At 57.0% G+C, this 11,946-nt stretch carries 12 protein-coding genes and 1 pseudogene; 6 read left to right on the top strand and 7 right to left on the bottom strand.

Translation table 11 applies throughout. The annotated features are described in order from the left end of the window. Nucleotides 1–62: 62 nt before the first annotated feature. From ACOERD_RS04285 to ACOERD_RS04265, 5 genes are all read left to right on the top strand, one after another. Nucleotides 63–989 carry a TRAP transporter small permease subunit gene (locus tag ACOERD_RS04285; RefSeq protein WP_419738155.1) on the top strand — a complete coding sequence of 309 codons (927 nt, stop codon included), beginning with the start codon at nucleotides 63–65 and terminating at the stop codon, nucleotides 987–989. 17 nt (nucleotides 990–1,006) lie between these two features. Next, nucleotides 1,007–3,361: a TRAP transporter large permease subunit gene (locus ACOERD_RS04280; protein ID WP_170640715.1), complete on the top strand. Its 2,355-nt coding sequence runs from the start codon at nucleotides 1,007–1,009 to the stop codon at nucleotides 3,359–3,361. A 235-nt stretch (nucleotides 3,362–3,596) separates the two neighbouring features. Beyond that, nucleotides 3,597–4,007, top strand: coding sequence for an IS66-like element accessory protein TnpA (gene tnpA, locus ACOERD_RS04275; protein WP_419737609.1), 411 nt, complete (start codon nucleotides 3,597–3,599; stop codon nucleotides 4,005–4,007). Next, on the top strand, nucleotides 4,004–4,357 hold the full coding sequence (gene tnpB / locus ACOERD_RS04270; protein ID WP_419737608.1) for an IS66 family insertion sequence element accessory protein TnpB: 354 nt from the start codon (nucleotides 4,004–4,006) through the stop codon (nucleotides 4,355–4,357). Before tnpA ends, tnpB begins: the two co-directional genes overlap by 4 nt. 55 nt (nucleotides 4,358–4,412) lie before the next feature. Beyond that, nucleotides 4,413–5,030 (top strand): hypothetical protein, encoded by a 618-nt coding sequence (locus ACOERD_RS04265; protein WP_419737607.1) that lies wholly within the window; start codon nucleotides 4,413–4,415, stop codon nucleotides 5,028–5,030. A gap of 132 nt (nucleotides 5,031–5,162) precedes the next feature. Here the strand turns inward: ACOERD_RS04265 and istB are convergent. Next, nucleotides 5,163–5,660 (bottom strand): annotated as a pseudogene (gene istB, locus ACOERD_RS04260) (IS21-like element helper ATPase IstB); the annotation flags it as partial. 115 nt (nucleotides 5,661–5,775) lie between these two features. Here istB and ACOERD_RS04255 point away from each other — a divergent pair. Then, a complete protein-coding gene (locus ACOERD_RS04255) occupies nucleotides 5,776–7,518 on the top strand; it encodes an IS1634 family transposase (RefSeq protein ID WP_419737624.1) in 1,743 nt (580 codons plus the stop codon). A gap of 6 nt (nucleotides 7,519–7,524) precedes the next feature. On the opposite strand, the gene ACOERD_RS04250 is transcribed toward ACOERD_RS04255, so the two are convergent. The 6 genes from ACOERD_RS04250 to ACOERD_RS04225 form a co-directional block, all read right to left on the bottom strand. Further along, on the bottom strand, nucleotides 7,525–8,184 hold the full coding sequence (locus ACOERD_RS04250; protein ID WP_419737964.1) for an ATP-binding protein: 660 nt from the start codon (nucleotides 8,182–8,184) through the stop codon (nucleotides 7,525–7,527). Then, nucleotides 8,171–9,679: an IS21 family transposase gene (gene istA / locus ACOERD_RS04245; RefSeq protein ID WP_419737605.1), complete on the bottom strand. Its 1,509-nt coding sequence runs from the start codon at nucleotides 9,677–9,679 to the stop codon at nucleotides 8,171–8,173. Before istA ends, ACOERD_RS04250 begins: the two co-directional genes overlap by 14 nt. A gap of 85 nt (nucleotides 9,680–9,764) precedes the next feature. Further along, on the bottom strand, nucleotides 9,765–10,058 hold the full coding sequence (locus ACOERD_RS04240; RefSeq protein ID WP_419738154.1) for a VOC family protein: 294 nt from the start codon (nucleotides 10,056–10,058) through the stop codon (nucleotides 9,765–9,767). Between the two features lie 7 nt (nucleotides 10,059–10,065). Beyond that, nucleotides 10,066–10,890, bottom strand: a complete 825-nt coding sequence (locus tag ACOERD_RS04235) for an arginyltransferase (protein WP_170676309.1) — start codon at nucleotides 10,888–10,890, stop codon at nucleotides 10,066–10,068. Between the two features lie 75 nt (nucleotides 10,891–10,965). Continuing rightward, a complete protein-coding gene (locus tag ACOERD_RS04230; protein WP_419738153.1) occupies nucleotides 10,966–11,397 on the bottom strand; it encodes an RDD family protein in 432 nt (143 codons plus the stop codon). Nucleotides 11,398–11,463: 66 nt separating this feature from the next. Beyond that, nucleotides 11,464–11,886, bottom strand: coding sequence for a DUF2852 domain-containing protein (locus ACOERD_RS04225; protein WP_419738152.1), 423 nt, complete (start codon nucleotides 11,884–11,886; stop codon nucleotides 11,464–11,466). Nucleotides 11,887–11,946 lie beyond the last annotated feature (60 nt).

Genomic DNA, 11,946 nt, shown 5'->3' with positions numbered 1-11,946 from the left:
ATATGCGCGGACCCATCATGCCGCTATAATTTGCAGTGCAACTGACGTGACCCGGGGACAACATGCAGGACGATAACGGTATCTCGTTTTTCGGCGCCCTGTGGAATGGACTGATCTGGTTCATTCAGAACATTGCCGAAGCCTTCTATAATTTTGGATATGCGATCGCGCATCCGCAGCTGTGGCTGGATTGGTCCGACAAAGAATCCATCATGCGCTTTGTCTACTACGGAGGCTCGGTCGAGTTCTTCTTCGTGGTGTTCACGCTGTTTCTGGTTCTTACGGCCATCGGCCTCTACTACCGAAACGTGATGTGGGGCATGGTGCGCGGACTGGAGGCTTTCGCCAACACAACCGGGCGTTTCTTTGCTTGGGCGGGTTTGCTGATGGTCATCCAGCAGATCGTTATCGTGTTCATGCAGCGTGTCTTTGCCCGGCCCGATATGTCTTTTGGTCTGGGTATCCCCTTCAATCAGGACATCAGCTGGTTTGCCGAAGAGCTGAAGCTCTATAACGCGATGGTCGTTTGTCTGTGCTGCACCTACACCTTCGTGCAGGGCGGGCATGTGCGGGTTGACCTGATCTATGCTGGTATCAGCCACCGCGCCAAGCGGGTGGTCGATATGTGTGGAGCGGTGTTGTTCATGATGCCAATGGCCGTACTGACCTGGATGTATGGCTGGTACTTCATGTGGCGGCACCTGATCGTACCGAAACCCTCGGCTAGTGACACGCTGGACAGGCTGGTCGCCAAGTCGCGCGCCCTGCGCTGGAACGTGGAAACCATCGGCTTCAGCCCGAACGGGTTCAACGCGTATTTCCTGTTCAAAATCCTGCTCGTGATCTTTGCGGGCATGGTGTTCCTGCACGCGGTTGCCTTTCTGTGGCGGTCGTATCTGGAATACGTGGAAGGGCCGGAAAGCGCGGGAAAATACCTCGACAAGGATAGCCTTGGTGAGGGTGAAGAAGCCTACGAAGGCGCACATTAAGGACGGAGACCAAGACAATGCTATTCGGACTTGATGGCGTCGAGATAGGCCTCATTATCGTATTCTTTTGCCTTTTCGGAGGCATTCTTTCAGGCTTCCCGGTGGCCTTCGCCATCGGTGGGGCAGGTGTGATCTCCTTCGGGATCATCGCCGCGCTGGACAGCGCTGGACTGCTTATCCACCAGGCGATTGACACTGGCTCACAAGCTTATCGAGACCTAGTGAATTCCGGGGTGAAACCCGATACGGTCTCGGTTTTCCGATACCCGGACCTACCAAGGATAGGCGAGCCGGTCTTCCCCTCAGGTTGGGAAACCGCGCTGGACCGGAATGTTTCCTTCATCGTGAACCGCATGAACGAACGGGTTCTGGCCGGTCAGTCGATTGAAACCCTTCTGGCCGTGTTGATGTTCGTTCTGATGGGAATCACGCTGGAGCGTTCCAAGATCGCCAATGACCTGCTGACAACGATGGCCCGTGTCTTTGGCCCGCTGCCCGGTGGTCTGGCCGTGTCGATTGTTGTCGTGGGTGCGTTTCTGGCCGCCTCGACCGGGATTGTTGGTGCGACCGTGGTGACCATGGGCCTTTTGGCGCTGCCGACTATGTTGCGAAACAACTACTCGCCCGAGTTGGCGACAGGTGTGATCGCGGCCTCGGGGACACTTGGGCAAATCATCCCACCCTCGATCGTGATTGTTCTTCTGGGTACGCTGGCGGGTGACCTTTATTCGACGGCACAGGAAGAGCGTGCGGTCGAGGCGGGCTGTACCGATGCGCTGACCTTTTTGGGGGAACCTGCGGTGGTCTCGGTTGGAACCTTGTTCCAAGCGGCTTTGTTACCGGGGATCATGCTGGCGCTGCTCTACGCGCTTTATGCCTTCGGTTATGCACTGCTGAACCCGGACAAAGCTCCGGCGGTTGAGCTGTCGGGTGGCTCTGGTGAGACGATCACCCGCTCTGAGGGTCTGACCTGGCTGCTGGGTGCGCCGGTTGCGATCATCGTGGGTGCGGTGCTTTTGGGCAGCGCGGGTGTGATCGGTAGCCAGAACATCTCGGTCTCGGCCTTCTCGGATGTGGGGCAGGGTGCGTCTTTGCGCACGAATGTCTCGGCTGAGTGTCAGGCCTCGATGATCGATCTGCATGGCCAATCCGCCTGGGATCAGGCCGTGGCCGAGCAAGAGGCAATCGACGCCGCCGGTGGTGTTGCCAGCGCCGAGCGCCTGAGCGAGGAAGAACTCGCCGCCGCCCGTGACGCCAAGATCGCAAATGCGGCTCCGATCGGAACTGGCGTTTCGATTGTGGTGGTGCTGCTGGCGCTGACCTTGGTTCTGGGTCGTGGCATCGCGCCGTCGCGCTCGCCGCAACCTCTGATCGTTGGGGCGATTGGCCTGTTGTTGATGCTGTTGGTGGATATTCTCTTCATCCAGCCAACAACCTCATCCGGGGCGACATTCGTGTTGCTGGCGATTCCCTTCGCCATCGCGATCTACGGCTGTAAGGAGGCTGCCGCGCGTTGTGCCACCAACGATCTGATCCGAGTTGTGTTCCCGCCGCTGGTTCTGATCATCGCGGTGCTGGGTTCGATCCTTGGCGGTGTTACCAATCCGACACCTGCTGCGGCACTGGGTGCCGGTGGTGCGATCATGTTGGCTGCGTACCGCAAGCTGCAGGATCAGGGCCGGTCCGGGAGTGTGATCATCTGGTCGACCTTTGCCGTCATCATCTGTTTGCTGATGGGGGTGAATTTCGATCTGCGTATCAATCAGGGCAATGTCCCGGTTGAGACCTGGATCGCCTTCATTCTGGCTTATGCGACGTATCTCTACGCGTTGTTCGGTCTGTTGTTCGGCTGCTGGGTCCTTTTCTCCAGCGGGGTTCTGACGCCCGTGGTGCGCGAGACGGCGAAGGTGACCTCGATGGTGTTTACCATCCTGATCGGGTCGCAGTTGCTGAACCTTGTGGTGATCTCCTTCGGGGGTGAGCATTACATCCAGCAGTTCCTGCGCAGCTTCGACAACGAGTTCACGGTCTTCCTGATCGTGATGCTGGTGCTGTTCATTCTGGGCTTTGTGCTGGACTTCCTTGAGATCATCTACATCGTGATCCCGATTGTTGGGCCTGTGATCTATGGCGGGTCGTTCGATCCGAAATGGGTGACCATCATGGTGGCGGTGAACCTGCAGACCTCGTTCCTGACGCCGCCCTTCGGGTTCGCCTTGTTCTACCTGCGAGGGGTCGCCCCGAAAGAGGTGACGACGGGCCATATCTATCGTGGCGTCGTACCGTTCGTGATCATTCAGGTCGTCGGTATTGCGATCCTATGGTTCTTCCCGACCATTGTGACCATCGTGCCGGATCTGATTCCGAACTGATCACTGAGTGTAGTCCAAATGAAAAAGGGGGCCTGGAAGGCCCCCTTTTACTTTCTTATTTTAGGTTTAAGGCGAAGAGCTTGCGCGGACTTTAAAAGAGTTATCTTCGGCCGGATGAACGGGATCATGCGTAAGCGTAACGAGGTGCTCACCCATTTTTTGCCTCGCGCGCTAGCCCCTGCGCTGTCAGATTTTCCTTATCGTAACAGGGATAAGGATTTTCTCCATGGAGTCGATGACGGAGTTCCTCCGCTCGTTGGGCGTTGAGTATCAAGTTGATGGCCGTCGCCGATGGTCGCATGATGCGAAGGCATACATTGTTGCCGAGACTTTGAAGCCGGGGGCGACGGTAAAAGCTGTGGCTGGTAAATTCGGGGTCAATGCGAACCGATTGTCGGAATGGCGTTGTCTGGCAAAAGATGGGAAACTGGTGCTTCCAGCTCCGGAGCCTGATGAACATGTTGAGTTTGCGCCCGTGGTTCTTTGTGACGGTGATGAGGCAAGTGTTCAGCCGCAGGTTCGCCCGCCATCGTCACCAGCGGAAAAGGTCGAGATCGTTTTCCGCGGGGTGTCGATCAATTTGGGCACCGATACATCGGCACAGCGAATTGCCGAGATTGCCCGAGCGGTTGGGGTTGTTGAATGATTTTCCCTGCACAGAAGTTGCGCATTCTGGTCAGCACACAGCCGGTGGATTTTCGCAAGGGTCATGATGGCTTATGTGCTCTGGTGCAGTCGGTTCTGCGGGAAGACCCGTTCAGCGGGACGGTGTTCGTATTTCGCGCGAAGCGAACGGATCGGCTGAAGCTGGTTTTTTGGGATGGGTCAGGTCTGGTTATGGCTTATAAGCGTCTGGAAGATACAGACTTCGTCTGGCCTGCTATTCGCGATGGGGTGATGACGCTGAACAGAGCACAGTTTGAGGCGCTTTTTTCTGGTCTGGACTGGCGGAAGGTCAAACCTGTCGAGACGCGGCGGCCAACTGCGGCAGAGTGAATCAGGCGGTTGATTGGGCAGGATTTAGAAGTTCGGGCTGTGTATGCTCGCAGGTATGACTGCCGACTCCAATGGTTTCAATCTTGATGCTCTGCCCGCCGAACATAAAGAGGCTGTTCAGGCCTTTGTCGAGGACAATGCACGTCGGGTTGCCGAGTTGGAGGAACTGACAACCAAGCAGAGCGCCTGCATATCAGATCAGGGGGCGCACATTGCAGATCAGGCCCAGCAAATATCGGATCAAGATCGGCAGATAACGGGTCAAGACCAACAGATTGCAGAGCAAAACGCTTTGATCCTTCGTTATGAAAGCCTGATTGCGGAATTGAAGCGGGCGCTTTACGGCAAGAAATCGGAAAAACTAACTCAGGACGAGCGTAATCTCGGGGCCGAAGATCTTGAAGTTGCGCTCAGCGAGGCGGAGGCCTCAAGCGAGGCAGCCACTCAATCCTGTGACAAAGAGAAAAAGGCAAAGCCCAGGAAAGCGCCTGAGCGCAATATCGGCAATCTGCCTGAAGATCTGCCGCGGATCGAACAGGTGATCGAACCTGACAGTGTTGAATGTCCGTGCGGATGCGGCGCGATGCATAAGATTGGTGAAGATCGCAGTTGTCAATCGGCATTGAATAATGACCCCCCATCGGCGTCCAAATTTGACCCCCCTTGGAGCTAAGAGGGGCGTTGAGGGGGTCGTGTTTAGGTTGATTCAGGAGGGGGTGGACAGCAGGTCAAACCGAAAAGAGAGCGTAGCTCGACTGAAGGTTTGACCTGCTGTCTGTTTTGAATTTATTCCCCGATTTCGAGGTTAGTCGCGGTGGTTAATTCGCCAGCTTTCGTTCCCGGTTTCGATGATATCGCAATGGTGTGTCAGTCGATCCAGGAGAGCAGTGGTCATTTTGGCATCTGTGAACACACTCGGCCATTCAGCAAATGCGAGGTTGGTTGTTAGCAGAATAGACGTTCGCTCGTACAGTTTGCTGATGAGATGGAAGAGTAATCGTCCACCAGACTCTGCGAACGGCAGATAACCGAGTTCGTCTATAATCACGAGGTCGACGCGGATCAGCTGCTCGCTGAGCCGCCCGGCGTTGCCTTCGCGATGTTCAGCCTCCAGCTTGTTCGCGAGATCCACAGCGCTGAAGAACCTGACCCGCCGGCGGTTATTGACCGCGTGGCCCCCGATCGCTGTTGCGAGATGCGTTTTGCCCGATCCGGTTCCACCGACCAGCACGCCATTCCTGGCCTGGTCCATAAAATCGCCGTCATGAAGATTGCGCACGACCTGACTTCCGACCTTTTTGTTGATCTGACTGGGTTTTTGGTTTGTTTTCAGGTGTGGTTGCTCAGAGGCGCGTTGTAGTGCCCCATTATTATAAAAAGTATTGACATGGGCCTTCAGATGGCTAACCTCTTCGCCCATGTTCATCCGCACCAAACATGACGCAAAGCTCAACCGCACACGGATCCAGATCGTTGAATCCGTCCGCACCGGCTCCAAGGTACGCCAGAAGATCCTGCGCCATGTGGGTGTGGCCCATAACGACAGCGAGATTGAGGATATCAAGCGTCTGGCGGGCCGCTTGATGGAGCAATTACGCATTGATCGCTCGCCGCAAATGGAACTGTTCACGCCCACGGAATATGCCGATCTGCAGGCGCTGGTGCGCCGCGCTCCGCGGCCGGACAAGCTTGGCGTTGATCTTGCCGAGTGCCGTGAGGAGGCGCGGGTCTCTCTGGGTCTGCGGGATGTCATGGGGACGATGTATGACCAACTGGGTTGGGGGGCCCTTCTGGGGGCGGCGCGTAAAAGTGCCAATCGCATTGTGAAAGAGCTGGTTATGGCGCGGATCGCACAGCCCGAGAGCAAGCGCGCGACCGTGGAGGCGTTGGAGAACCAGGCAGGCATCACGCTCAATCTGGACGTGGTCTATCGGAGCATGGATTACATCAATACGCCGGTGATAGACGGGATTTGCAAAACCTCTCACGCGGCGGCAGAGAAGTTGCTGGGCGGGCCAGTGACCGTGCTGTTCTACGATTGCACGACCCTGGCCTTTGACACCGAGCGCGAGGACCCGGCCGAGGATGCGGACGGGGTCGAGCAGGATCATCTTCTGGCCAAGGGCTTCAGCAAGGATGGCAAGCATCACCGCGCTCAGGTCATGCTGGCGCTGATCGTCACCTCCGATGGGCTGCCTGTGGGCTATGAACTCTTCCCGGGAAACACCTGGGAAGGTCATACGCTGGAAGCTGCGCTGAAGGCGTTGGAGGGACGCTTCGACGTGGCCAGGGTCACGTTCGTGGCCGATGCCGCCATGCTCAGCAAGGACAACCAGCAGATGTTGCAGAACAAGGGTCTGCCCTACATCCTCGGCTATCGCATGAAGTCCGCCCCGGCCGCCGTGAAGGCGAACATTTTGAGCCCGGAGGGACGCCAGCCTTGGGCTGGACACGGTTCTGAAGAGGCAACCGAGAAGGGCTGGTACAAGGTGATCGACCAGGAGGGAGCGCGGGTCATTGTGACCTGGTCACCCACCCGGGCACGCAATGATGCCCACAAGCGCGACAAGGCAATCGAAAAGCTGCACAAGAAGCTCAAGCGCTCTCGCAAACCCGGCAGCTTCAGCAGCCGGGGATATGGCCGCTTCCTGGCCTTCCCCGACAGCGGGGACGTCACGCTGGATGATGCAAAGATCAAGGCAGCGGCACAATGGGACGGGCTGCATGCCATTGTTGTTCATGGTGCGGACGAACTGGAGGCACAGGACGTCATTGCCCGCTATCACCAGTTGTGGGAGATCGAAGCCTGCTTCCGCACCAACAAGCACGATCTGAAAATCCGGCCCATCTATCACTGGTCGCCGCGTCGGGTCCGGGCCCATATCGCCATCTGCTACATGGCCTTCTGCTGCCTGCAGCACCTGCGCAAGCATCTGGACCTGCTCGGACACCCGATGAGCCCGGCTCGTATCCGCAACGAGTTGAACGCATTGCAGCTCTCGATCCTGCGCCACAAAGGCACCCCTGACCGCTACGGCATGCCAAGCCATGCCACGGTCGATGCCAGACGCATCCTCACCTGCGTCGGCCTGACCTGGAACGAAGCCCCTTTCAAGATACCCCCCGGGCGCACCCGAAAAACTGGCCAGACCAAAGCCTGAGCTCCCTCAACACTCCGAAACAATCGCTGGCGAAAAAAGTCCGTGTAGTGCCTTTTGGCAACCAAGGCATAATAATATCAATGACTTATACGAAAAAATGTCGGAAGTCAGGAGATGGAAGAGTAATCGTCCACCAGACTCTGCGAACGGCAGATAACCGAGTTCGTCTATAATCACGAGGTCGACGCGGATCAGCTGCTCGCTGAGCCGCCCGGCGTTGCCTTCGCGATGTTCAGCCTCCAGCTTGTTCGCGAGATCCACAGCGCTGAAGAACCTGACCCGCCGGCGGTTATTGACCGCGTGGCCCCCGATCGCTGTTGCGAGATGCGTTTTGCCCGATCCGGTTCCACCGACCAGCACGCCATTCCTGGCCTGGTCCATAAAATCGCCGTCATGAAGATTGCGCACGACTTCCTCGTTGACGGGGCTGACCGTGAAGTCGAACTCAGGTAAGGACTTGCAGACCGGGAACTTTGCGGCACCCATCTGATACCGGATCGAGCGCGCAGTCTTTTCGGCCAGTTCGGCCGTGAGGAGTTCGGCCACGACCTGTTGGGGCCGCCAGTTGTTTTTGGCTGCGGCCTGCATCACTTCGTCAAAGCAGTTGACGATGCCTGGCAACTTCAGTTGACGGGCAAGTTCGAGAATTTCCTTACGCAGTTGCATGGGAGCCTCCAAGCCTGTCATAGCGAGCGCAATCCGCGATCGGTGCCATTTTCAGCTGCAGGTGGGCAGGCGGCTCAATCGCCTTTGGCGGCGGGGGATTGGTGCGCCGAGAGACAATGTTCAGGATCGCATCGGCCTTGCGCAGGCCAGATTTTAGAGCTTCTTCGCAGGCAGCCTCGACCACATCAATGTCGTGCTGGTAAGCAGCGAAAAGAATATCGGCAAGTTGCCGGTCTCCGTCGGATGTGCCCCGCAGATGGGTCCAGATCTGCGTCATTGCCGGTGGTAGGTCCCAGTCACGGAACGGTGCTCCATTGCGCAGAGCGCCAGGCTTGCGCTTGAGGACGGGCACATAGTGCCAAGGGTTGAAGATCGTTTTTCCTCGGCCGAAGCACCGTTCGTGCTCTCCGACAATCTCACCGTCTTGGCGCAGGACAATCCGCGTGGCGTAGACCTGCAACTGGACCTGACGTCCAACAGCTCTTGCCTCAACGCTGTATTTGTTTCTTTCGAAGTTGATCAGGCAGGTTCGGCTCACGGCGACCGTCTTTTCACGGAACCCGACGAAGGGCTTCTGCAGATGCGTCAGCAGCGGCTTTTCCTGCTGGAACTCCTCCCAGACCGTCACCTCCAGGTTTTCCGGATGCCGCAGTTCTTTTGCGCGTTTGATCGCGTCTTTTTGCAGCCGGGCATTCAATTCATCGAAGTCGGCCACCTCCAGACGCGGTGTAAAACTATAGGCGCGGCTCTCCTTGACCAGATTCTCAACCTGACCCTTCTCCCAACCGGCCGCGCGCGTACAGGCGATCGGGTTCACCAGATGATGAGAACACATCCGGGAGAATGCCTTGTTGAACTTTCTTTCCTTGCCCGACAGGATCGCATCGACGGCGGTCGTCATGTTATCGTAGATCCCGTTGATGCAGCCTCCACCAAAGAATTTGAAGGCCTCGTCGTGGGCATCAAAGACCATCTCCTGCGTCTCGCGCGGATAGGCAATGGAGAATGGCATGCGGCTATGGCAAAGTTTGAAATGGGCAACCTTCACGGTCGTGAGTGCACCGTCCATCAAAACCGTCTCCACACTCCAGTCGAACTGGTACGCCTCCCCAGGATCAAAGATCAGCGGGATGAACGCCTGCGCCTGTTGTCGGCCGTGCGCAATGCGCCAATTCTTTGTGTAGCGTCGAACACTGTCATACCCGCCGCCAAAACCATCATCGGAGAGTTCCTTCCAGATTTTGGTCATCCGCTTGCGGTGTTTCTTCGGAAGCGCCTCGTTCTCCTCAAGCGTTTCATCCAGACGCGCGCGCCAAGGCCCGAGCACCGGGTATGGCTGCGATTTGCGCTCATATTTGAACTCCGTCACTCCCGATCGGATTATCTTTCGAACCGTTGCACGGCTCAAATTGAGCGAACGGCAAATTTCCTTGATGCTCTTTTTTTCGATCAGGTGTAAGCGACGCACTTTTCTAATAGTTTCCACGCAAATCATCCCGCTTGCCTCTCCATCGACTGCTCAATGAAAAGGATGTCTACAACCATAGGGAGGGGTCAAATTTGGACGCCGATTTCCCCGCTTAGGGGGTCAAAATTGCACGCTTTTCTACACGTTGGAAGTCATCTGTTTGCAGAAAGAACCCAACACGCCCCCCGGTTTGGTTGCCGATAGCAGTTTCTTGTTCAAGACCGTCGGCTTTGGCCAGCAGTAAGGAGGCCTCTCCTAAACCCGGCGGCGTGACGAGGACCCAGCGTTTTCCGCCTCCCAGATCAATATCTTTGGAAAGAGTGAAGTCTAGCTTTTCGGTGTAGAAATTGATCGCAGCATCGTAGTCAGGCACCACAAGGGTGACAGCGTGCAGGCTCTGTTTCATGAAAGGATCAGCCTTTAGTGGGGTGGCGGTCAGGCAGTTGGATGTTTGCCACTTGCTCGGCTATAGGGGCCGAGGCGAGAGGGTGGTGCGAGGCATCTGCGAAAGCCTCGGGGTTGGAGATTTTCTCCCAGCGCCCCCGAACATAGGCCTCTAGCCCGGAAAACTTGGCTTTGTAGCCCATTTTCGGACTGCCCGGGACCCAGTAGCCTAAGTAGATATAGGGCAGGCCGGCCTCACGCGCGATCTCGATATGGTCGAGGATCATGTAGGTGCCCAAAGAGTTTTGAGGCTGGTTTGGGTCGTAGAAAGAATAAACCATGCTGAGGCCGTCATCCAGAACATCGGTCAGACTGACGGCGATCAGGTTTCCGGTCTCGGGGTCGGCATATTCCACAACGCGGCTGCGGATCGGGGTTTCCTCGATCATCGCGGCGAATTCGAAAACGTCCATATCGGCCATGCCGCCATCGGCGTGGCGGGTATCGAGGTAGCGACGGAACAGCTCGTACTGGTCGTCGGTGGCCCAGGGCGAGGTTGCGCGGCGTTCAAGGTAGCCATTGCGTTTGGCTGCGCGTTTCTGGCTTTTGGTCGGGCGGAAGGCCGAGACGTCGATCCGGGCGGAAAGGCACGCAGCGCAATCGGTGCAGGATGGGCGATAGAGAACGTTTTGCGATCGGCGAAACCCTTGTTGGGACAGTGAATTGTTCAACTGATCCGCGCCTGCGCCTTGCAGAGCGGTAAAGAGTTTGCGCTCCATCCTGCCCTCAAGATAAGGGCAGGGCTGGGGGGCCGTCACATAGAATTGTGGCGCAATTGGCAGCGTGTGTCGCATGAAGGTCCCATGTAGCCTCGGACCGGATGATAGCAACGGATTTTCAAGCCGCCAAGTGATTCAAGTGTGTTGCGTTCAGGCCCGCTGGTTGATCATGACTATGCCAAGGAATGCATCCGTCAGGCCCTGGCACCGCGCGCTGGTCAGCATCATGATGACAGACACGATCTGAACCACGAAGAACGCCATGCTGAGGAAGTATCCGGCCGTGTGGGCCACCGCTTTGCCCATATCCATCCGTTCGCCGAATGCGTCGCGCAGCTCGATCCCCATGAACCGCATGCCAAGCGTGGCAGACCCGTTCGAGATCGTGATGACCCGGTAGACAAAGCTGATCACGGCATAGATCAGCGGCAAAAAGAACAGTCCGGCCCCGAGCGTCAGGAAGACGGGGACGATGCACAGAAGTGAGATAAAAGCGATGTCGAACAACCATGCGACAAAGCGCTTGGTTGCAACGGATTGGTAGAACTCGGGTTGAGTATCGGGATCGGGCAGGTGGTTCATGGTCTGGTTTCCGAAAGGGTAGGTCGTGTTACCCTGTCCCGAATGGTCAGGACAGGGCAAGTCAATTCAGGCCGGTTCGCCTTTGGCGTCGTCTTCGTGGTTTTCACGGGCGCGTTCATCCATGAACTGGTCGAACTCGGCTTTGTCCTTGGCTTCGCGCAGGCGGCGCAGGAAGGCTTCGAAATCCTGCTGTTCACGCTCCAGACGGGCTAGGGTGTCGGCCTTGTAGGCGTCGAAGGCGCTGTTGCCTGATGGCTTCATTGCGCTCATGTGACTGTGCCAGGATTTGCGGCGGGTGCAGGACTTGCTGAACATGCGTTTGCTCCAGATCATATAGGCCAGAAGGGCGAGGCCCACGGGCCAGAAGAAGATGAACCCAAGAACCATGGCGGCGATCCAGGCGCCTTTGCCTTTGTCGTCCATCCAAGCCTCGGCACGATAGAGCCACCCCGGATTTGCGGGTGCGGCGGGTTCGGACAATGCGGTCATGTGGTCTCTCCTGGGGTTGATGTAAATTCCTTTCACATGATCTAGATGGGGAGCGCTTTC

The organism is Ruegeria sp. (assembly GCF_965199275.1).
Taxonomy (GTDB): Bacteria; Pseudomonadota; Alphaproteobacteria; order Rhodobacterales; family Rhodobacteraceae; genus Ruegeria.
Note: the sequence above shows the minus strand (reverse complement) of the source record. Positions and strands in the feature narration are given on the sequence as shown.